General features: G+C 29.8%; 26 protein-coding genes and 1 pseudogene. 20 read left to right on the top strand and 7 right to left on the bottom strand.

Annotated elements, in window-relative coordinates; translation table 11 throughout:
• Positions 1-163: 163 nt before the first annotated feature.
• The 6 genes and pseudogenes from DMR38_RS22240 to DMR38_RS07915 form a co-directional block, all read left to right on the top strand.
• Positions 164-286: pseudogene (locus DMR38_RS22240) on the top strand (1-(5-phosphoribosyl)-5-amino-4-imidazole-carboxylate carboxylase); the annotation flags it as partial.
• Between the two features lie 131 nt (positions 287-417).
• On the top strand, positions 418-1074 hold the full coding sequence (locus tag DMR38_RS07895; protein WP_127720766.1) for a pentapeptide repeat-containing protein: 657 nt from the start codon (positions 418-420) through the stop codon (positions 1072-1074).
• Between the two features lie 257 nt (positions 1075-1331).
• Positions 1332-1772 carry a MarR family transcriptional regulator gene (locus tag DMR38_RS07900; RefSeq protein ID WP_127720767.1) on the top strand — a complete coding sequence of 147 codons (441 nt, stop codon included), beginning with the start codon at positions 1332-1334 and terminating at the stop codon, positions 1770-1772.
• Positions 1773-1783: 11 nt separating this feature from the next.
• The gene (gene arsM, locus DMR38_RS07905; RefSeq protein WP_065079350.1) at positions 1784-2602 is read left to right on the top strand and encodes an arsenite methyltransferase; all 819 of its coding nucleotides are present in this window, start codon (positions 1784-1786) and stop codon (positions 2600-2602) included.
• A 36-nt stretch (positions 2603-2638) separates the two neighbouring features.
• Positions 2639-3139, top strand: a complete 501-nt coding sequence (locus DMR38_RS07910; RefSeq protein WP_065079351.1) for a GNAT family N-acetyltransferase — start codon at positions 2639-2641, stop codon at positions 3137-3139.
• A gap of 42 nt (positions 3140-3181) precedes the next feature.
• The gene (locus tag DMR38_RS07915; protein ID WP_127720768.1) at positions 3182-3613 is read left to right on the top strand and encodes a C-GCAxxG-C-C family protein; all 432 of its coding nucleotides are present in this window, start codon (positions 3182-3184) and stop codon (positions 3611-3613) included.
• Positions 3614-3677: 64 nt separating this feature from the next.
• Here the strand turns inward: DMR38_RS07915 and DMR38_RS07920 are convergent, their stop codons facing one another.
• Complete coding sequence (locus DMR38_RS07920; RefSeq protein WP_127720769.1) at positions 3678-4136, bottom strand: C-GCAxxG-C-C family protein; 459 nt, start codon at positions 4134-4136, stop codon at positions 3678-3680.
• 366 nt (positions 4137-4502) lie between these two features.
• On the opposite strand from DMR38_RS07920, the gene DMR38_RS07925 reads away from it, so the two are divergent.
• From DMR38_RS07925 to DMR38_RS07955, 7 genes are all read left to right on the top strand, one after another.
• The gene (locus DMR38_RS07925; RefSeq protein WP_127720770.1) at positions 4503-4829 is read left to right on the top strand and encodes a metalloregulator ArsR/SmtB family transcription factor; all 327 of its coding nucleotides are present in this window, start codon (positions 4503-4505) and stop codon (positions 4827-4829) included.
• Between the two features lie 37 nt (positions 4830-4866).
• The gene (locus DMR38_RS07930) at positions 4867-5277 is read left to right on the top strand and encodes an arsenate reductase ArsC (RefSeq protein ID WP_127720771.1); all 411 of its coding nucleotides are present in this window, start codon (positions 4867-4869) and stop codon (positions 5275-5277) included.
• 278 nt (positions 5278-5555) lie between these two features.
• Positions 5556-6611, top strand: a complete 1056-nt coding sequence (gene arsB / locus DMR38_RS07935; protein WP_127720772.1) for an ACR3 family arsenite efflux transporter — start codon at positions 5556-5558, stop codon at positions 6609-6611.
• A gap of 285 nt (positions 6612-6896) precedes the next feature.
• Positions 6897-7190, top strand: a complete 294-nt coding sequence (locus tag DMR38_RS07940; RefSeq protein ID WP_127720773.1) for a metalloregulator ArsR/SmtB family transcription factor — start codon at positions 6897-6899, stop codon at positions 7188-7190.
• Between the two features lie 36 nt (positions 7191-7226).
• Positions 7227-7466, top strand: coding sequence for a thioredoxin family protein (locus DMR38_RS07945; protein ID WP_127720774.1), 240 nt, complete (start codon positions 7227-7229; stop codon positions 7464-7466).
• Positions 7467-7587: 121 nt separating this feature from the next.
• Positions 7588-8556: a permease gene (locus DMR38_RS07950; protein ID WP_127720775.1), complete on the top strand. Its 969-nt coding sequence runs from the start codon at positions 7588-7590 to the stop codon at positions 8554-8556.
• Between the two features lie 32 nt (positions 8557-8588).
• Positions 8589-9755 (top strand): MFS transporter, encoded by a 1167-nt coding sequence (locus tag DMR38_RS07955; RefSeq protein WP_127720776.1) that lies wholly within the window; start codon positions 8589-8591, stop codon positions 9753-9755.
• A gap of 449 nt (positions 9756-10204) precedes the next feature.
• Here the strand turns inward: DMR38_RS07955 and DMR38_RS07960 are convergent, their stop codons facing one another.
• From DMR38_RS07960 to DMR38_RS07985, 6 genes are read right to left on the bottom strand one after another with little or no spacing between them, the layout of a single operon-like run.
• Complete coding sequence (locus DMR38_RS07960; protein WP_065079358.1) at positions 10205-10393, bottom strand: hypothetical protein; 189 nt, start codon at positions 10391-10393, stop codon at positions 10205-10207.
• Positions 10390-10803: a putative zinc-binding protein gene (locus tag DMR38_RS07965; protein ID WP_127720777.1), complete on the bottom strand. Its 414-nt coding sequence runs from the start codon at positions 10801-10803 to the stop codon at positions 10390-10392. Before DMR38_RS07965 ends, DMR38_RS07960 begins: the two co-directional genes overlap by 4 nt.
• A gap of 1 nt (position 10804) precedes the next feature.
• Positions 10805-11206 carry a putative zinc-binding protein gene (locus DMR38_RS07970; RefSeq protein ID WP_127720778.1) on the bottom strand — a complete coding sequence of 134 codons (402 nt, stop codon included), beginning with the start codon at positions 11204-11206 and terminating at the stop codon, positions 10805-10807.
• Complete coding sequence (locus DMR38_RS07975; protein WP_127720779.1) at positions 11199-12050, bottom strand: putative zinc-binding protein; 852 nt, start codon at positions 12048-12050, stop codon at positions 11199-11201. Before DMR38_RS07975 ends, DMR38_RS07970 begins: the two co-directional genes overlap by 8 nt.
• Positions 12043-12336, bottom strand: a complete 294-nt coding sequence (locus tag DMR38_RS07980) for a ferredoxin family protein (protein WP_127720780.1) — start codon at positions 12334-12336, stop codon at positions 12043-12045. Before DMR38_RS07980 ends, DMR38_RS07975 begins: the two co-directional genes overlap by 8 nt.
• Positions 12337-12339: 3 nt before the next feature.
• Positions 12340-12717 (bottom strand): hypothetical protein, encoded by a 378-nt coding sequence (locus DMR38_RS07985; protein ID WP_127720781.1) that lies wholly within the window; start codon positions 12715-12717, stop codon positions 12340-12342.
• 427 nt (positions 12718-13144) lie between these two features.
• On the opposite strand from DMR38_RS07985, the gene DMR38_RS07990 reads away from it, so the two are divergent.
• The 7 genes from DMR38_RS07990 to DMR38_RS08025 all read left to right on the top strand — a co-directional run bounded on the left by DMR38_RS07990 (position 13145) and on the right by DMR38_RS08025 (position 22400).
• Entirely contained in the window at positions 13145-14296 is a 1152-nt protein-coding gene (locus DMR38_RS07990; RefSeq protein ID WP_127720782.1) for an aminotransferase class V-fold PLP-dependent enzyme, read from the top strand.
• A 63-nt stretch (positions 14297-14359) separates the two neighbouring features.
• On the top strand, positions 14360-14881 hold the full coding sequence (locus tag DMR38_RS07995; protein WP_127720783.1) for a (Fe-S)-binding protein: 522 nt from the start codon (positions 14360-14362) through the stop codon (positions 14879-14881).
• 251 nt (positions 14882-15132) lie between these two features.
• A complete protein-coding gene (locus tag DMR38_RS08000; RefSeq protein ID WP_127720784.1) occupies positions 15133-15441 on the top strand; it encodes a metalloregulator ArsR/SmtB family transcription factor in 309 nt (102 codons plus the stop codon).
• Between the two features lie 340 nt (positions 15442-15781).
• Positions 15782-18745, top strand: coding sequence for an insulinase family protein (locus DMR38_RS08010; RefSeq protein ID WP_127720785.1), 2964 nt, complete (start codon positions 15782-15784; stop codon positions 18743-18745).
• A 116-nt stretch (positions 18746-18861) separates the two neighbouring features.
• Positions 18862-20436 (top strand): serpin family protein, encoded by a 1575-nt coding sequence (locus DMR38_RS08015; protein ID WP_127720786.1) that lies wholly within the window; start codon positions 18862-18864, stop codon positions 20434-20436.
• A 456-nt stretch (positions 20437-20892) separates the two neighbouring features.
• The gene (locus tag DMR38_RS08020; RefSeq protein WP_127720787.1) at positions 20893-21438 is read left to right on the top strand and encodes a sigma-70 family RNA polymerase sigma factor; all 546 of its coding nucleotides are present in this window, start codon (positions 20893-20895) and stop codon (positions 21436-21438) included.
• 2 nt (positions 21439-21440) lie between these two features.
• Positions 21441-22400 carry a DUF4367 domain-containing protein gene (locus DMR38_RS08025; RefSeq protein ID WP_127720788.1) on the top strand — a complete coding sequence of 320 codons (960 nt, stop codon included), beginning with the start codon at positions 21441-21443 and terminating at the stop codon, positions 22398-22400.
• Positions 22401-22546 lie beyond the last annotated feature (146 nt).

Genomic DNA, 22546 nt, shown 5'->3' on the forward strand with positions numbered 1-22546 from the left:
TTATAAATTTATATAGACAGTACTATCACTTATTAGATTTATTATTATACTTCTAGGCAAACTGTGGTAGTACTATAAAAGGTGTAAATGTTAATTATCAAATTATTGATGGTGAACATTTACACTTTTATTTAATTAAAGCGACTTTGTTAAAAGTCATCGAAGTTTTAGAGGAATCTCACCTCTATTATCGATGTTAAATAGTTGTGCTAGTGGTGTGACTGTAGTAAATATAGATAATGGATTTGGTGTGGCGTATAATGCTAGTATAATTAATAAGTTATAAACTGAATGCTTATTTGGAATTATGCTTTATAATTAATATAAAGATCCACATAATTTATAATTATCGATGTGAAAAAATTATTTATTAAATGGTGTGTTATTTCAGAAATATAGGGGGGAGATAAAAACAAAATGGTTCAAAATAGGAATGTTACTAAAGTACTAAAGCCAAAGATTCAAGACAATCTACCAGAGTTTGATTTAGTACAAGGAGGAATATCTGATTATGATTCTATTTCATCTATATTGGTGAATGAATGCTTGGTGGAAAATTTTAAGGCAAGAAGAGTATGCTTTAATGAAGTAATATTCAGAAATGTAAAGTTTATAAATATATCGTTTGAGCAGGCAGAATTTTTAGATGTAAGATTTGAAAACTGCGACTTATCTAATGTTAATTTGAATGAATCCTCAATACATAAAGTAGAGTTTATAAACTGTAAACTCACAGGAAGTAATTTTACGGAAGCAGTTTTTAGAAATGTTATGTTTGATCAGTGTAGTGGACAATATACATGTTTTAGATTTACAGATTTAAAGCAGACAATCTTCAGTAATTGTCAGCTTCCATATGTTGATTTTTACGAGAGTAAATTTTCTAAATTGGAGCTTAAAGATACTGATATTACGCAGGGGCAGTTCTGCAATACTAAACTAAAAGGAATGGATTTTTCAAGCTGTAGAATTGATGGTATTGCTGCAGGTGTGGAAGATATTCGCGGTGCAATAATCTCATATACTCAGGCTGTTTCACTTATTAGTCTACTTGGAGTTGTGTTAAAGGAGTAGTGTCTTTGTTTATTTTATGGAGTTAGGAGATATCCATATGAATATAAAAAATAAAAGCATAATAGGTATATTGGCAAAAGTTTAATAGGAGAGGTTATATAAGTTTCCCATACTTTTAATCAAAGTTATATTTGGTTAGAAGTATGAGAAAAGAATGCAGATGCAATACGGTTTAAGCTTAAAAATAGAAGGATAAATTTAAACAATCAGTTGCATATTACAACAGTTTTATGTTACAATTAATTTGAGGTGATCAAATGAAAAAACAAGGAAGTAGCTATTTGCGTGAATTAATAAGAATATTGGTGAGAGATTTAGGTATATTAGAAAAATCAGATACAAGCTGCTGTGGTGTAACAATTTCTCAATGCCATGCTATTGTAGAAATTGGAAGATCAGAAGAAATTTCCTTAAATGAACTTGCTAAGACACTGAATTTAGACAAAAGCACAATGAGCAGAACAATAAATAATCTTGTAAAAAGTGGATTGGTAATTAGAGAGATGCATCCAGAAGACAGACGATATGTAACTATAAAACTTACTGATGGGGGAATGGATACATTCAAAAATATTGAATCCAGAATGAAAGAATATTACAAAAACATATTTCAATCTATTCCAGACAATAAAAGAGAACAGGTACTTGAAAGTTTGAAATTGCTAACTGAAGCTGTAAATAAAAATAAATGTTGTTAGGAGGATCAATTATGGGAAAAAATATTAAGGGTCAAGTTAAGGCATATTATGGAGGTATAGCTAAAAAAGTAAGTGCTAAATCTGAAACTAGCTGTGGTTGCGGTACATCTTGCTGTGGTGATGCTGCAGGTAATTCAAATTTATATACAAAAGAATTTATAGAGGGACTGCCAGAGGAAGCTGTCAATGCATCTCTTGGATGTGCTAATCCTGTTGTACTTGCAAATCCTCAAAAGGGTGAAATTGTTTTGGATTTAGGAAGTGGTGGAGGAATAGATGTATTTATTTCATCTAAATATGTTGGAGACAGTGGAAAAGTCTACGGACTTGATATGACTGATGAAATGCTTGAGTTAGCAAATAAGAATAAAGAAAAAATGGGAGTTAGGAATGTAGAATTTCTAAAGGGATATATAGAAGATATTCCCCTTAAAAATGAAACCATAGATGTCATTACATCAAATTGTGTAATAAACTTGTGTGAAAGTAAAGAAGCAGCATTAAAAGAGGCCTATAGAGTGCTTAAAAATGGCGGCAGGTTAGCAATAGCAGATGTTGTAGTGCTTAAGGATATACCATTAGAAATGAAGCAAAGTGTGGAAATGTGGGTTGGCTGTATTGCAGGTGCATTGCCAATTAGGAAATACAAAGAAATATTAGAAAGAGTCGGATTTAAGAACATTGAAATAACGCCGGTAAATATATATACCAAAGAGGTTATAGAAGACATTGCAAAGCAGAAAAATTTAGGTGATGTATATAGCAAAATAGATGCAGAACTTGTTGACGGTGCTTTTGCAGGAGCACATGTAAAAGCATATAAACTTTAAAAAATACATTATAAATAAGTGGGGGGGTAGAGAAAGATGGACTATAAAATTGAAGATATGAAGAAAGAAGATTGGGAAGAAGTATCGAAAATATATTTAGAAGGTATTAATACAAAAAAGGCTACATTTCAGACACAGGTACCTACATGGAAGGATTGGGACAGCAGCCACCTTAAATCTTGCAGGTTAGTAGCTAGATTAGGAAATGCAGTGTTGGGGTGGGCAGCTTTAAGTCCAACATCAAGCAGATGTGTTTATGCAGGTGTTGCAGAAGTCAGTATATATATAGGAGAAGAATATAGGGGAAAAGGTATAGGAACCTCCCTTTTAGATAATCTAGTTAAATTATCTGAAAAAAGTGGACTTTGGACTTTACAATCTGGAATTATAAAAGAAAATTTACCAAGCATAGCACTGCATAAAAAATGCGGTTTTAGAGAAGTAGGTGTAAGAGAGAAACTGGGAAAGATGTGCAATAAGAAATGGTATGACGTAGTTTTAATGGAACGAAGAAGTGATACTGTAGGAATAGATTAGCTGTTTTGTGAGATCTATTATAAATAATAAGGGGGTTATAATGTGAATAAATTACAAAATGCTGCTGTTAATTTTAAAGAAGGATTTCACTGCTCTCAATGTGTCCTAGAAGCTTTCAGTGAGGAATTAGGAATTGACAAAGAGTTAGCATTAAAGATTTCCTCATGTTTTGGAGGAGGAATGTGCTTTGGTGAGACTTGCGGTGCTGTAACTGGTGCTGTAATGGCTTTAGGCCTTAAATACGGAAATATTAAAGCAGATGATAAGGCGGCAAAAGAAAAAACGTATGATGTTACAAGAGATTTTTGTGAGAAATTTAAAGAAATTAATGGTTCCATAATATGTAGAGAGCTGATGGGAGTTGATTTTGCTCATAAAGAAAATAGAATGGTGGCAAGAGAAAAAGGGTTATTTAAAGAAAAGTGTCCTAAGTATATTAAAGATGCGATCAATATAGTGGAAACTATGATGTAGGAAAATTATATATTTTATAAGTTAAAACCTCCCGTAATGGGAGGCCTTATGCTAAAAAGGTTAATTACTTCACTTCTAAATTTAACTCTCTGGCTATTATTTTCGCTGATTCTTCTGCAACCTCTCCTGTAAAGTAAATGCATTGTTTCATATGTTCTTCAGAACCAAGGGTCATATCTTTTGTTAAAACTCTGCAGCATAAGCATTTATGTTTATCTTTAAAAATATCATGCAGTTCTTTAGATAAAGCCATAGCTTTATTAACCCTTTCATCTTTGGGTTCGCACCTGCCAAAAAATAAACCTATTGCCATAATACCTCCGGTTACTGCACCGCAGGTACATCCAGATCCACCTATACCTACTGGGAAACCCGAAGCCATTTTTATAATGTCATCGGATACCGGCAGGTTAAATTCATCCTTAATTGTTTTTACTATTGATTCAGAACAATAAAAATCCCCATTGCGGTAATAATTTTCTGCTGTAGTTTTTATTTTATGTAAGTCAATGATTTTATTCAATGTAAGTTCCTCCTATAACATCCTTATAGCATTAAAACTGTAATATAATTTTAAGCGTTTGATATAAATCCCCCTAATCATATATTAAATTAAATAAATTTTTCTTGCAATAATTATTATTTATATTAATAAAAGGATACTTTTGTATAAACAAATGATATAAGAGTATTTTTATATATTACAATAAATAGAAACATATTTAGAAAATTGATAGGCATACTTTAAAATTAAATACATAAAATGCATGTATAGATTATCATTTATATATAGATACTAATTTTAATCGATAAAGCTATATTTTATTGACTATACATAGATTATGACTTATATTATATATATATGGATGTCTATACATGAGGTGATACTATGGATAAAAATTATGAAACTAATGCGAAAATATTTAAGGCATTATCAGATCCCAGCAGATTAAAAATTCTTGATATATTATCCTGTGGTGAAGAATGTGCTTGTGACATACTAGAATATTTTGAGTTTACACAGCCTACTTTATCTCACCATATGAAAGTTTTGATGGAATGCGGACTTGTAGAATCTAGAAAAGAAGGTTTATGGAGTCATTACCGTTTGAATAACAATAATGCAAACAGATTAATGTTATTTTTAATGAATATCATTACTGATACAGATGATTGTATTTGTAAAGGAAAAAGTAAACCTAATTGCTGCAAATAACAATAAAATATTACTTTAATTAGAAGGGAGATAAATTATGAAACCAAAAGTGGCATTTATATGTGTACACAATTCCTGCAGATCACAAATGGCAGAAGCATTGGGAAAGTTATTTGCAAGTGATGCCTTTGAATCCTATTCTGCTGGTACGGAACTTAGAGATAATATAAATCAGGATGCAGTTAGAATTATAAAAGATTTGTACAGCATTAATATGAATGAAACTCAAAAATCAAAGCTGCTAAAGGATTTACCTGAGATGGATGTTGTAGTAAAAATGGGCTGTAATGTAGTTTGTCCTTTTCTTCCTGCAAAGCATACAGAAGATTGGGGGCTTGAAGACCCTACAGGTAAAAGTGATGAAGAGTTTATAAAGACAGCAAAAACCATTGAAGAAAAAGTTAAGAATTTAGCTAGAAGAATTAAAAATAATGAAATTAAATTATAGGGAGCGATATTAAATGAGTAAATAAATTTAAGTCTGTTTGCAGCTAATACTACTAACAATATCCTCAAGGTAAAAGCAAATAACGAGATAACTTGGATAAATAAAGTAAGTAAAATTTCTAAAGGAAATTTTGCAGTTATCGAGTGGAAACCAGAAGAAGTAAAAGGTGATAAGTTATTAGATCTGATTAAATAAAGACTAAGTTTGATAAAAAGATATACATTCTCAATGAGGTACTAAATGGTATTAATGATTAGGAAAATTTAGGAGGTATTATTATGAGTAATCAATCATCAAAATTATCATTGCTTGATCGTTATTTAACATTGTGGATTTTTATAGCAATGGCCCTGGGAATATTTTTAGGATGGGCTTTGCCTGGTTTGTCTAATACACTGTCAAATTTATCAGTTGGAACAACATCTATTCCTATAGCTATAGGTCTTATAGTTATGATGTATCCACCACTTGCCAAAGTTAACTATAAGGAACTTGGAAAGGTTTTTCGTAATCCTAGGGTATTAACTCTTTCATTAGTTCAAAATTGGGTTATAGGACCTTTATTAATGTTTGCCTTAGCAGTTATATTTCTTAGAAATTATCCGCATTTCATGGTAGGGTTAATTCTCATAGGACTTGCAAGATGTATTGCGATGGTAATTGTATGGAATAGTCTTGCAGATGGCGACAGCGAATATGCAGCAGCGCTAGTTGCATTTAACTCTATATTCCAGGTAGTATTTTATTCTATATTTGCTTATATATTTATTACTGTGCTGCCAAAGGCAATAGGATTACAAGGTATGCAGGTTCATGTTTCTATGGGTGAGGTGGCCTCTTCTGTGGCAATTTATTTAGGTATTCCCTTTATTGGAGGTATGCTTACAAGGCTACTTTTGGAACCTAAGAAAGGGACAGAATGGTACACTAAAACTTTTGTACCTAAAATAAGTCCCTTAGCTTTAATTGCATTATTATTTACTATAGTTATAATGTTCATGTTTAAAGGAAAATACATTATTGAGCTTCCAATGGATGTTGTAAGAATTGCTGCTCCTTTGATTATATACTTCATAATTATGTTCTCTGTGTCTTTCTTTATAAGTTATAAATCAAAAATAGATTATCATAAAACAGTTAGTTTGTCATTTACAGCTGCAAGTAATAATTTTGAACTGGCAATTGCAGTAGCAGTAGCAGTTTTTGGCATTCAATCTCAGGAAGCTTTTACTGCTGTTATAGGACCACTAATTGAAGTACCTGTTATGATCGGACTTGTCAATGTAGCTTTATTGTGGGGAAGAAAATACTTTGGTTTAAAACAGGAAAAGTAAAATTTTAGAATATGAAAAAGAAGGTTGGAAATTAGTTAATATTATTTCTCAATATGGAATTCAAATTTCAAGCATAGATTTATCAACGTCATTTAATACATTAGTGTTTAAAAGGGCTAGTTTAATACATATTAAACTAGCCCTTTTGGATTGAGTATTAATACATACTTTTAGCTATTTATGGTGTACACTTTGAAGAAAAATATTTCATTGACATAATTATATTATTAAATTATAATATAATTAAATAGTTAAATAATTAATCATAAGGAGGAGGTAATATAAATGTATAGTAATAAGTTCATCCCTAAAGTTTTCAAAGCATTAGGTCACCCGGTACGATATAAGATAGTAAAGTATTTAATGGATGGTCCAAAATGTGTTTGCAAGCTAAATGAAGATATAGAATTCAGTCAATCAAATCTTTCTCAGCATTTAAAGATATTAAAAGACGTTGGAATACTTAAATGCGAAAAGTCTGGATTAAATATAGAATATAGTATATCCAATGATTGTGTTAAGGATATTATAAAATCGGCGGAAAAATTTATGGATTATTATTTGAATAATATAAAATAATAATAAAGAATCAATACAAAAATTAGGAGGATAACTATGGTAATTAAAATTTTAGGTTCAGGATGTTCAAATTGTAAAAAGCTTGAAGCAAATGCAAAGGAAGCAGTGAAAAAAATTGGAGTGGATGCAGAAATAGTAAAAGTTCAAGACATTAAAGATATTATGGATTACGGTGTTATGAGAACTCCAGCAATTGTAATAAATGAAAAAGTTAAAATGTATGGAAAAGTTTCATCAGCAGATGAAATAGTAAAATTTATTCAGGGCGAGAAATAGGTTAGGTCCTATTTCTTTTATACAATATATTAGTAATTAATAATATAATTATGTTACTTGAATAAAGTTACATATATTTTCAATACTAAATTAAATAAGTGATTTAAAAGGGAGTGATTTTATGTTTACACCAGTGCAAATGTTTGCTGATTGGTTAATTTATAATATATTTGGAATTGCTAAAGATAGTAAACTTGGCAGCTCTTTAAATTTTTTTGTGTTTGATACTATAAAAATATTTATACTTCTTTTATTAATAATTTATGCAATAACCTTTATAAGAAGTTTCTTTCCACCTGAAAAAACAAGAAAAATACTTGCTAAAAATAAAGGAAGTGCTTTCATAGGACATATTCTTGCAGCACTACTTGGAATTGTAACACCATTTTGTTCTTGTTCAGCAGTTCCACTTTTCATAGGATTTGTGGAAGCAGGAGTGCCACTTGGAGTAACTTTTTCATATTTAATTGCAGCTCCAATGGTAAATGAAGTTGCACTAGGATTATTATATGGATTATTTGGATGGAAAATAGCCCTCATATATGTAGTATCTGGTGAAATTATAGCAATAATAAGTGGAATGATCATTGGTAAATTGAAACTTGAGAAGTATGTTGAAGGCTATGTTTATGAAATGAATGTTAATACTGATATAGATTTACCAGATCCAACAATGAAAGAAAGATTAATAGATTCTTGGAATTTTACAAAGGATTTAATTAAGAAAATATGGATATATGTAATAATAGGTATTGCCATAGGAGGAGTAATTCATGGATGGGTTCCAGCAGGAGCATTAGCAAAATATGCTGGAAAGGATAATCCATTTGCAGTATTTATTGCAGTAGCAATAGGAATACCTCTTTATTCAAATGCTGCAGGAGTAATTCCACTTGTTAGTGAACTTACGAGGGCAGGTGTTGCTATGGGTACATCACTTTCGTTTATGATGGCAGTTACTGCATTAAGTGTACCAGAAATGATTCTTTTAAGAAGAGTATTAAAACCTAAACTTCTTGCAGTATTTATAACAATTGTTGGACTTGGAATAATATTTACAGGGTATATGTTTAATTATATAATAGCATGATTTATATTGCGGATGAAAGGAAGGTTTTATAAATGAAAGATAAAAATTTAAATAAAAATAATATTGTTAAGCTATTAGGGTTAGCAGGATTTATTGTAATGGCAGATAACTGGGTAATATCACCTATACTGCCTGCTATTGCACAAAATTTAAACATTAATATATCTAAAGCAGGGCTGTTAATTACTGCATATATGATACCTTTTGGAATATTCCAAATAATATTTGGACCACTGGCAGATAGATATGGCAAAAAGAAAGTAATAACATTTTCTATGGTTATGTTTACATTTGCAACTGGGATATGTGCTTTAGGTTCTTCGTTAACTAATTTGGCAATATATCGTGGATTAACTGGTATCTTTGCAGCTTCAGTAATGCCTATTTCACTTGCCCTAATTGGCGATATATTTCCAATTCAGGAAAGGCAGCAGGCCATAGGAATGTTTATGGGAATATCATTTTTAGGTCAGGGATTAAGTATGGCAGTAGGAGGAACAATAGCATACTTCCTAAATTGGAGAGGTGTATTTATAGTATATACTGTTCTTTCTTTGATACCAACTATACTTTTAATATCAAATTATAAAAGTTTACCTTATGAAAAGAATTCCAAAAGTCAAATATTAAAACCATATTTTAGACTTATATCTAACTCAAAAAGTTTATTTACTTATTTTATAGTAATACTTGAAGGAATATTTATACTGGGTAGTTTCTCATATGCAGGCTCATATATTGCAAGTACCTATCATTATAATTATTTGAGTATCGGTTTGATACTTACTGCTTTTGGCATTATGTCCGTTATTGGAGGAAGATTAAGTGGAAAACTTGCGAACAAATTAGGTAAGAGGAAAGTTTTAAGTACAGGCCTTTTATCTGCTGCAATTGCGGATATTATTATATTTTCTTTTGGTAATAGTATTTACTTGCTGGTTTTAGGAGTAGCACTTTTAGGGTTAGGTTTTATTTTTACTCATTCAACTTTACTTACGAGGGCCACAGAATTTGCACAGAAAGCAAGAGGCGCGGCAATGTCGTTAGTGGCATTTTGTTTTATGGGTGGAGGAGGAATTGGAACTGCTATTGGTGGAAAAATCATAGCATCCTACTCATTAAATAATTTATTTATAATATATGGATTGGGCCTATTGGCAACACTTATCTTGAGTTTTTTATTAATAAGGGATATATAAGATAATGACCAATAAGATTTAATTCACTAAAAAGCTAACCAAAATAAACTAATTTGTCGTTTATTTTGGTTAGCTTATTTTGTTTTGTAATTAGTCATTAGAATTATTATTCTAAAATTGTAATCTTATTGCTTTTCTCAAAGCCTCTAAATCGACTAATGCTTGTTTGTAATCATGGTTAGGCTCAAGACCAATACCACAAAAATATGTATCATTTACTAAGAAAATTAACATAGTCATATTTGTTGACTCAACGATAAGCTTGTTTGGAGTGCCTCCATTCAAGTTTTTCAAAGATGAAAATAAGGTATTATTATTATGAAAAAATATAATAATTAGAAATCAAGTTATTAAAAAAAGATATCGTTAAACTTGATATAAGAGATTAGTTGATACGGCAAATTTAACGATAAATATATTAAAATAATGACGAGTCTTAGATTTAAAAATTAAAGAACATTGTTACCTTTGTTGAAATCACTTTCATTTTTTGAAGGAATCATGGATAGTTGTTCAGATTGGTGCCAGAGGTTTTTTAAATTATTTTTTTCAATAAAAAGATCCATTTCTTGTTTGGTTTGAAAATCTTTAAATTGAAATTCTCCTTCTTTGTCCATAAATCTTAATCTGTAAATCATTTTTCAATCTCCGGCGTTATTTTATCAAACTTCTGACATATCTCATCTGCAACCTTGTCCACCATTTGGTAGTGTTCTTTTTTTAAATCTTTAGAAGAAACAATTTTACTTAAAGCAGCATCTTCTCCTAATACATCAGAAACAATTACAGTATTACTTACTTTTCCGCTGTACTTTTCTGTTGCTCTTTTAGCACAGCATTTGCTGCATCCATCTACAGTAATTACAGGATAAGCCTTTGCAAAAGATCTTTCTTCTTCTCCACCAGCAAGATACAAAGGCAGGCACAGAGTAACAGTTTTATCCTTACGGAGTTTTTCTAGCATTTTCCTAGTAGCTAATCTTGCAATTGTACCTCCCAGACATTCTTCACCACTACAGGATAATACTCCAATTTTTGTTTCAGCCATACTATTCATCCTCCTTTACTATTTCATCAACTTTTGTGCAAATTTTTTTGGATAACTCATCAATTAGTTTCCATCCATCGTCTGTGAGTGTTGTGGCAGTACCAGCATCTACACCTTTGTGAGTTTTCATTTGATCTACAGTTTTATATCGAGCTTTTACTATGCCGCCAGCAAGAGTAGCATTTTTATAAGCACAGTGTTTTGGACAGCCATCTATGGTTATGCAGGAATATCCTTCTATTTTTTGTTTTGCATCAGCATCGCCTGTTACTATATGACCAAGACAAACTGTTTCAGTTTCATTAGGCTTTAACTCATTTGTAATTTCTAGGGCTGTTTCCCTTGCCATAAGGCCAAATACTTTACCTATACCACTGCATGCTATAATTTTTACTTTAGACATGGAATTCATCCACCTTTCTTTTTAATATTTCAAAATATTTATCAAAATAATAAAGAAGTTCTTTATCACTTTCAAAATCATTTAATTCTATTTCTGCAATCCAGCCTTTCCCATAAGGGTCTTCATTTATAAGTTCAGGTTCATCTATTAATTTTTTATTTACTGCTGTAATTGTACCAGATACAGGGCATACTATTTCAAAAACGGCTTTTCCTGATTCTATGGTACCTGCTTCGTCAAATTGTTCTAGTTTACTTCCTACTTCAGGAGGTTCAAAGAATAATATGTCTGATAGACTATGCTGGACATAATCAGCAACACCTATTCTTGCTTTGTTACCTAAAACATATACCCAACAATCATTTTCGTTAAACAAGAAACCTTCTTTTGGAACCTTGAATGTGAACTTATCTTTTTTGTAAATTTCATACTCAAATATTTCAGGAAACACAGTAGAACTTACTTCTTCAACTTTTTCTTCTTCTTTTGTAAGTTTATCAGTAATAATGTCTACAAGCTTAAGTTCATCTTTTCCAAGTCTTAAATTGTTTGCAATAGTAATGTTATTTGAGTTTGCTTCATCACTTATATTAATTTTTTTAGCAATTTTTAAGCCTTTTTCGGAGGCAAGTTTACTGGCACACCTTGTACCGCAGCCATCAATTACAAGAAGAGGTTTTTCTTCAGCTACCTTATTATATCTTGCATCAGCCACCCTGTATAAAACAGGACATATAATTTGGCTATCTGTAGTTTCCGTAAGTTTTACAGCTAACTCTTTTGCAATACATCCAGCACATTTATCAAGACCATTACAAGGGAGAATGGCATAAGATTTACTCATCACCTTCCATCTCCTTTCGTATTTCTTTTATCTTTTTTGTCGTTTTCCCTTTATTAGGAAAAGTTAGTGCATCAACACCACAGGTTTTACCACAAGCACGACAGAAGACAACGCAGTTATTAGGATTTTTTACAATAAGTTTTTTATCATTATTTTCTATAACTTCATAAACGTTGTGAGGACAAAATTTTACACATTCCATGCAGTAATTGCATTTATCATAATCTATTCTAGGACTCCAATCTATTTTTTCCCTTGGAACTCCCATAAAAGTTGATTCACTCATAACTTATTCCTCCTCAATGCCTAATTCTTTTAAAGCCTTTTCAACTATTCCAAAGGCTTTTTCATTAGTCATGTCTCTTATGTCCAGCATAACTGCATCCTTTTCAATATCAAGGCCTGCATCTTTAAAAGCTTGTTTAAACATTTTTCTTTGCATATTTGGAGCACAGGCACCAATTATTAATTTCCTATGAGATTTTAAAAAATCAGCAAGAAATCTATCACCATCTTCTTCACAAAGTTGTGGATGGATAAATCCATATTCTACAGGTAATTCTATTCTAACTTGATTAATAAAATCCCAGATATCCATTGCCTTAAAGCCTGGGCACTTTCCAGTGCATACACACATAATAAAACCTGGTAATTGCTTTTCTTCCATAATAAAATCCTCCCTAATATTGGTTTATTTCTAGGCTTCCTTATTACATATAATAATAATTTAATTAAATAGTTATATAATTATAATACTACTATAAATTTTTGTAGTCAACATTGAAATTTTAATCAGGATAATTTAATGATAAAAATATTTAAGATGATTGGACATCCAATAAAACTTGAAATAATGAAATTAGAAAAATCTATAAGAATCCTGAAAGTTTATAAAAAAAGTAGAATGTATCAAATTTTAAGAAAATAAATATTATTAAATATATTGACATAAAAATACGGTAAACTATATAATTAAATTATAAAATAGTTATAAGCTATTTAATGAAAAATAGTTATTTTTAAACGCTATTGTAAATTGTTCGACTTGTCAAATAGAGGTACTTATAAGTACTATAGGAGAGGTAGTGTTTATATTGGGTATATATTTAGATAATGCAGCTACATCTTTCCCAAAACCATATGCAGTAATGAAAAAGATGATGGAATACATGCAAAATATTGGAGCAACATCTGGGAGAGGTGCTTATAAAACTGCTATTGAGGCAGATAGACTTATTTATAACTGTAGAAAAATGATATGTAAGCTATTTAATGGTAGTGATCCAGCAAAAGTTATATTTACTTCTAATATTACAGAAGCGCTTAATGTGGTGATTAATGGCTTTTTAAAAGAAGGGGATCATGTAATAACAAGCAGCTTAGAGCATAATGCCGTGTGGAGACCATTAAAAACTTTAGAGAGAGACAAAAATATAGAAATATCAACAGTTTGTTGTACTGATGAAGGAATTACTGATTACAATGATGTAGAAAAACTTATAAAATCTAATACAAAACTTATAATTTTTACTCATGCGTCTAATGTATTAGGAGCAATTCAACCAATAAGAGAAATTGGTAGAATAGCAAAAAAACATAAGGTAAAATTTCTAGTAGATTCAGCTCAGACTGCAGGGGTCTATCCTATTGATGTTGAAAAGGATAACATAGATATTTTAGCCTTTACAGGTCATAAAGGTCTTCTTGGTCCAACAGGAACAGGTGGATTTATAGTGAATTGTGACATTGATATAAATCCTCTAAAATCTGGTGGAACAGGTGGAGATTCTAAATATCCATACCAGCCTGATTATTTTCCAAATAGATATGAAGCTGGTACTCCAAATGTAGTTGGAATTGTTGGATTAGGGGAGGCATTAAACTTCATATATTCCGTTGGAATTAAAAATATAAGAAAAAAAGAAGAAGAGATTATTGAATATGCAATTGAAAGACTTAAAAGTGTTAAGAAAATAGAGATATATGGACCTAAGAAGTCAGATAAAATAGTAGGTGTAGTGTCATTTAATATAAAGAATGTAAAGGCTGAAGAAATATCATATGAACTTGATAAACAGTATGATATTATGGTTAGATCTGGATTACATTGTGCACCCACAGCACATAAAATTATGGGTACAGAAAATATCGGAACTGTTAGAATTGGCATAGGATATTTTAATGAAAAGGAACACATAGATACTCTTGTAGAAGCTTTAAATAAAATACAAAATAAGTATATGTAGTTTGTCAAATTATACATAACTTATTGGATATGATTAAAATAAAATGAAAAGGGTAGTGATGATGTGTATCTAAATAATATAAAACTTTTATTTATACAACCTTGCGTAGCTGAAAGTAAAAAAATAAGATTTAAAGCAGAGTTTTCATCAGATGTTTCCAACATAATGCCATATCTAAATTCAGTTGTGAAAAGTGGGAGTTACAATAGTAATATGCCTAGCTTTACATTTAAGAAAGATAGTAGACTAATAAATATTTACGCCAATGATATGACTGTTGCAAAAGCAATTAATGAAACCGATGCATATTCTATAATGGATTTTGTAAAAGATTTAATAAATGAAACATATGATAATAAGAATAGTATAGAACCAAATTATGAAATGAGAAAAAAACCATCGGCTTTTAAGATTTATTCATATTTACCTAAAAAAAATTGTAAAAAATGTGGAGAAACTACTTGTATTGCTTTTGCATCAAAGTTATTAACAGGAGTAAAAACACTAAACCAGTGTGCTTTTCTAGAAGAAGAACAATATAAAGAAAAACTAAAAAGTCTAAGTGATTTATTGGAGTTTGCATAGCAGCGAAACATGAGAATAAGAGTCTATACTAAAATAATATTTTTAAAGGATAGCCCCTATAGAGGACCTCATTAACTAAAGAATGAGATCTTCCATAGGAGCTTTTACAGTTAACATTGAAATTTTAATAAAAATAACCTATACTATATAAAGTATATTAGTATTTAATTAAAAGGAATTATTCTTTATAGTTTAGTGTGAAAAAAGATAAATATCAATAGAAGATGTTAGGTGGATAAGGAGGAGAAATTTTGAATCAAGACGATTTAGCAGTAAAAGTGTTTAAGGCATTGGGTCATCCTGTAAGATTTAAAATAATGAAGTTTTTATGTGATGGACCTAAATGTGTGTGCAAACTAAATGAAAAGTTTGAATATAGTCAGGCAAATTTGTCTCAGCATTTAAGAATTTTAAAAGATGCAGGTTTAGTTAAGAGTGAAAAGGTAGGGCTTGAAATGCACTACGGATTATATAGCAATGATGTTAAAAATATTATTGAAGATGTTGGAAAGTATGTATTAAATTATATAAATGGTATTAAGGAAACAGGATTGCTATAAAGTTGAGAAAATTAAATTAAAATTGCATAGATAAACATGGTTCAAAAGGGGCTGTCGCATTAGCATAAAAAATTATGCTAATGCGACAGCTCTTTTTGAATTCAGTATTTAGTTTAACTAAAAAATTTGTAAATTGAACCTTTTGGGCACAGCATGTGTCTTATATGTTGAAGGATGCTGTACAAAAATATCTGTATGGGGAAAATATGATAAAGGGAAATTTATTGCAAATGTAATTAGTATTCTCGATGAATCTAGGGAACAGCAAAAATTTTGAACCTTTTTTGTATATGATGTCTCTTAAATAATAGAGTTCTAAAAAATGAAAGGGGGATTAAAAATGAGAACTTTAAAAATGAAAATTGTTTTACTACTAGCATTTGTATTTATGTTCCAATGCTCTAGTTTTGATACAGTATTTGCAGCGGCAAATTCCAATGAGAATACCTTTATTGATTTAACTGTTGGAAATAGTTACTTTGGATTTAAGGTGTTATCAAAGACATATATAAAAGATATTGATTCAACAGTCTATGAGCTTGAACATGAAAAGACAGGAGGGAAAGTTTGTTACATGAAAAACAATGATAATTATAAAGTATTTTCAGTTGCTTTCAAAACTTTACCAAAGGACAGCACTGGTGTAAATCATATTATTGAACATGTAATCGCTGAGGAACAAAGACATAATAATGGCATGTTTTCACAAGGAAATAGTAATACTGATGCGAAATTCACATATTATCATGGAGCTGATTTGAATGAAGAAAAATTTGAAACTGCTATGAAGGGTACATTAAATTCAGTATTCTTCCCAAATATTAATGAAAATTTAATGAAACAAGAGGGATGGAGATATGATATATCTTCTCCTAGTGATGAACTTAAAGTAAATGGTATTGTATATAACGAAGAAAAAGGTAGAAAGTCACCTTATGAAGTTCTTCAAGATAAAATAGAAGCATCTTTATTTCCAAATTCAGCTCAATTTGATTCAGGAGGAAACCCCGAAGATATACCTAAACTTACTTATAAAGAACTTTTAGAAACTTATAAAAAGAACTATACTCCTTCAAATAGTCTTATTTGTCTTTATGGGAATTTAGATATTACAAAAATATTAGAATCCATAAATAATAATTATTTTAGTAAATTTAATAAAACAGCTTCAATTGATACCAGTACGAAATATGAAAAAGTTAATGACAAAATGGCTTTTTCTGAAGGATACTATTCTCTACCTAAAGGAAGCAGCGTTACAAATAAAACATACTTGTCATTAAATTATGCACTTGGAAATGATCTAAATAAAGAAACTCTTGGTATGCTTGAGAATATTCTTTCATCACCTTTAGAAAAAGCATTTTCTGACAATAATTTAGGACATCCTATTTGGGTAGGTGACAATCCTTTTAGCATAACAGCTGAAGGAGCAAATGAATCTCAGAAGGAAAAATTTCAAACTGTAGTTAATAGTACTTTACAAAACATAGTTAAGAATGGTTTTGATAAGGAGCTAGTTAATTCTAAATTTAACGAGTATGAAATGGACCAGCGTAAGGAGTCTTCATCGGCTCTCAGGGAAAAAATATACGTTAAGGATATTATTGAGGCATGGTGTGAAAATGAAAGTATAGAACAAAGTTTATTATCCATCTCTAAAATTGAAAATATTAAAGAAAAATATAAAAAAGACAATAGATACTTTGAAAATTTAATCCAAAAATATATATTAAATAACACTCATTCATCACTTGTCGTTATGAAGCCTAAGCCTGGATTGGATGATGAAAATGAAAGTAAGTTAAAGGATTCTCTAGCAAAATATAAAGCAAGTTTATCTTTAAATCAGATAAACGAATTAATAAATCAAAATAAAGCATTTAAATCCTGGCAGGATGATTATTCAAAGCAAACTTCTAAAAATAATTCTGTAGATTTAAATACTGTAAATAAAAAATCTGAAGAAATACCTTCAGAAGTAAGCGATTATAATGGAGTGAAGATATTAAAACATCCTATTTATACAGCCGGACTTCAATATATTAATCTTTATTTTGATACAAGTAAAATTCCTCAAGATAAATTAATGTATTTAGTTTTATTGACAAAAATATTAGGAAATGTTGGTACGCAAAATTATACTTATGATAAGTTATCAAATGCAGTAGGTACTAATACTGGTGGAATTACATTTTATCCTGATAATCCAAGTTTAGAATGTCCAATGTGTGATAAAGATTCTGATAAGTATTATCCTAAATTAAAAGTTTCTATGCTCACACTAAATAATAATTTACAAAATTCCTTTAACATTCTGCAGGAGATAACTAACAGTAGTAATTTTTCAGATAAGGATGGTTTAAAGAGCTTGATTAAAAAAGTGAAATCAGATATGCAAAATGATATAAACAATGACCCTTATATTTTTGTTGCTCCTGAAGCACTGTCTTACAGCTCTGATAGTGGCAAATACTATAATATATATAGCTTACCTTTTTATAATTTTATTTGCGATTTGGATAAGAATTTTGATAAGCAATCTGATGAAGTTATAAAAAATCTTAATTATGTAAAAAATTTAACATTTAATAAGAATAATTTAATTGTAAGTTATACTGGAGATGACTCGGATTATGGTAACTTTGTTAAATGCTTTGATACCTTTTTCAATAAAATAAATGGATCAAATGGAAACAGTCAAAAATATACATTTGATTATTCATCGAAGAATGAAGCATTTATAACTCCAGCACAAGTGCAATGTATAGTAAAGTCAGGAAACTACAAAAAATTAGGATATAAACCTAGTGGAAAAATGGTGGTATTTGGGACAATAGTACAAAGCTATTTAACACAAAAGCTTAGAAGAAAAGGTGGTGCTTATAGTGTAGGTGTAGAAAGAAATAATTCCGATTTTTCGTTTTATTCTACAAGTGACCCTAATCTAAAAAACACAATAGATACATTTAACACGGTACCAGATTATTTAAAAAATTTCAATCCAGATAAAAATGAGATGAATAAATATATTTTAGCATCATTAAAGTATATAGATACGCTGAGGGATCCTGAAGGTAAAGCTTCTGAAGCTGATAATATGTATATTATGGGTATAACACAGGAAGATGTTCAAAAGTATAGAGATGAAATTCTTTCAACTACAGCAGATGATATACGAAATTATGCACCTATGATGGACGCCATCATGAAGCAAAATAATCTGTGTGTAAGCGGAAATGAAAATATAATAAATTCAAATAAAGCATTATTTCAAAGTATAAAGAATTTATGCTATAACTAAAAGGATCATATAATTGGATGACAGTATGTTAGAAGTGATATAATAGTAGGTGTAATTTAATATTATTTATATAAGATTGATAACTTGAACTGGTTTTTAATTGGGGGGGAATTTATGTGTTTAAATCAAAAGCGTTTATACCTGTTTTAATTTCAATTATACTTGCATCCGCAGGTTCTGGATATTATATGCAAAAGGTAAAAGCTAGTGATGCAGCGGAAAATATAAAACAGTGGACAGAACAAAAGGATGTTAGTACAGAAAAAGTGTGGAAATTAACTTTTAAGCAGGGGTTGTTAGTTGATTGGCCGTCTTTGGACAAGGCTATTACTATAACAGATTCAACGGGTAAGATAATTAATGTGAGAATGGATGAGGCAAACTATGGTAACAGTATTTTAATATATCCTCCAAAGGATGGATATAAAGCAGGAGAAACCTATTATTTGAATGTTTCTAAAGATTTAAAACTTTATAGTAAAACAGGTTCATCTACAAGTAATCTTAAGCAGCCAATTACTATGAAATTTACGGTTAATGGCATTAAAACAATAGATATAAATAAGGATAGTTTAGTAAGTGTATCAAATAATAAGTTTGCATTTGACTTAATGAGGCAATTGACAATTAAGGACAAGGATAAAAATATAATAATATCACCCTTAAGCATAGGAACCATATTAGCTGAGACACAAAATGGAGCGGTGGGAGATACAAAAAATGAGATATTAAAGTCTATAGGGTTAAGTGATGCAGACGATAAAACAATAAATGAACAATACTACAGTTTATTAGATTATTACAATAATTTAAAATCAACAAAGCTAAAAACAGCGGATTCCATATGGGTTGATAAAAGTACGAATTTAGATCAGCAATTTATTGATACTTCACAAAAATATTATAATTCAGAAGTAAGCACGTTAGATTTCAAAGATAATAATTCAGTAGATGTCGTCAATAAATGGGTAGATAAAAGTACAGATGGACAAGTAAAAAAGATAATAGATAATATTAATACAGAAGATGCGGCAATTTTAATCAACGCTGTAAACTTTAAAGGAACCTGGTTAGATGAATTTCCTAAAGCAAATACAAAATCAGAAGAATTTAATTTATCAAACGGTCAAAAAATAAAAACGGACAATATGGAAGATATACGTGTAAATAGTTATTTAAAAGAAAACAATTTTTCAGCTGTGAAAATTCCATACTATGATGGGTTAGAAATGGATTTGTTTTTGCCGGATAAGGGAGTAGATATAAACAATTTTGTATCAAGCTTTAGTAAAAGCAATATGGACAAATGGATGAAGGACTTTTATGATGCAAGAGTCACCATGAAAATACCTAAATTCAAGCTGGAATATGAAGAAGACAACATGGTTGATATACTTAAGAAGTTGGGCATAACTACAGCTTTTGATAAAAATAAAGCTGATTTTAGTGGAATTTCACAGCAAATGCCGCTGTATATAAGTAAAATTACACATAAAACTTCTATCAACGTAGATGAAGAGGGAACAGCAGCTGCTGCGGTAACTGCTGTAGAAATGGGTACTACAGCATGTATGCCTCCAGAATACAAGAATGTTGATTTTACTATTGACAGACCTTTTGTTTTTGCAATAAGAGATTGTAAAACAGGAGCAATAGTATTTATGGGAAAAGTTGAAAATCCACAAAAGTAGTTGAAATATATCATATATAAAAGAAGTAAGTTCGAAAGAGCTTACTTTTTTTACGTAGACAATAACTTACTCAACTTTCGCATATAAGAAATTAACTTAATATAAGAATAATGGGATCTAAATTAATTCACAATTCACAGGTCACAATGTACAATTTCGGTAGATTTTTCTCCGCTAATGCTATGAAAAATCAAAAACTAAGTGGTATGAACATTAAATTTTTAGATTTTCTGTGACAACAGAAAATCGTCTTTAATTGTGCATTGTGCATCATGCATTGTGAATTAATTACTGCATGTTATTTTAAAACTGCGAAAGAGAAATAACTTATATACTGAAAGATATTTTAGAGAATTTTTCAAATGTGTGTAATGAAATTAGGGATTATACGTATTAACATATGATGAATTACTTAGCTAGGTAAAAAAATCAGAGAAAGGGGTGGTTTTAAAATATATGGAACAAACTACATTAATTAATGTTTTAGATGAAAAAAAATCTAGAGATAAAGATTTTACTTATATTTTTGAAACCTACTATAAGAGAATTTATAACTATATATATTACCGGATTAATTGTAATGAAGAAGCAGAAGATTTGACGAGTGAAGTATTTGAAAAAGCAATGATTAAAATCAACATGTATAGTGAAGATAAATCTCCTTTTGAAGTATGGCTTTTCGCTATAGCAAGAAACGTAATAAATGATTATTTTAGAGGATTAAAAAAGCATAAGGTGTTTTCTATGGATAAATTGCAAAAGGTAATATCCACGGAAAAGAATCCGGAAGATGTATTTGTAAAATCAGAGACTAATGATGAACTTTTAAAAGCACTAAATATTTTAAATACAAAAGAACGAAATATTATAGCATTTAAATTTGGAGCAAGTTTAAAAAACAAAGAAATTGCAGAAATTGTTGGTATTACAGAAAGCAATGTGGGGGTAATACTCTATAGGACAATGAAAAAGTTAAAAAAAGAATTGGAAAGAGAGGTATAGATATGAACAAAAAAAATATTGAGGATAAATTTTCTGTGAATATGGATGCTTATCTTAATGGAATACAGAATGTTGATGAATCAAACAGTGAAGAATTCAATGAACTTTTAGAAATCGGCAAAACTTTAGCAAATAAAGATTTCAGTGAAAATAGTAATAAAGAAGCTGTTTTTAATAAAACATTAAAAAATATAAATGAGCATAAAGGAGATAATATTATGAAAAAATCAAATAGAATAAAAAAGACAGTTGCTGCAGCAGCAGTATTTTTAGTAGTAGGTGGCGTATTTACCCAGACTTCTTTTGCTAAAGGTTTAGCAGAAAAAGTAATAAATAGAATATCTCTTGGTCATATAACAGCGGAACAAATACAAGAACCTTCGCAAGTGGTAATTCCAACCGATTTAAAAGGCAAAATCTTTGATAAAAATAAAAATCCTGTAACAGTAGTTACGAAAAATACAGGGAAATTATATACAAAATCAGGTGAAGAAATTGCTACAATTTTAAATGGAAAGATAGTAACAGTAACTGAGGAAAAAGCTGAAGATGAAAAAATTGAGAAGAATATGCTAATAGTTAAAAATGCTAGCAGTTTAAATAAATATACTTGTTTTAATGTTAAGCTGCCTTCCTATTTGCCAGAAGGTTATAAATTTGATAGGGCAGAATTTTATAAAGATAACGATGGAAGCGTAAGTAGTAAATATATTGATTTATATTTTACTAATGCAAAAACAGGAAAGTATATTCAAATGCAGCAAAGATTTGCTAGCAAAGAAACTAAATATGAAGATGGGACAGATGGAAAAATGGAAAAAGTAAAAGTTAATGGAAAAGACGCAATATTGTCTGATAACAAAAACATGGATTGGGAGAATAATGGGGTACTTTATAGTTTATCAGGCAGAGGAGCATTTGGAAAAACTGAATTAATAAAAATTGCAGATTCCATTAAATAAACAGAGTTTTATAAGAATAAGCATAATACTGAAGTAGCTCAGTATTATGCTTATAATATTTTTTAATAGGATGATAAAAATCAAGTTTTAAGTTAATTATAACATTTTTAATTGAACCTTTTTTGTATAAGATGTGTCTTATATAA

This window comes from Clostridium sp. AWRP (assembly GCF_004006395.2).
Taxonomy (GTDB): domain Bacteria; phylum Bacillota; class Clostridia; order Clostridiales; family Clostridiaceae; genus Clostridium_B.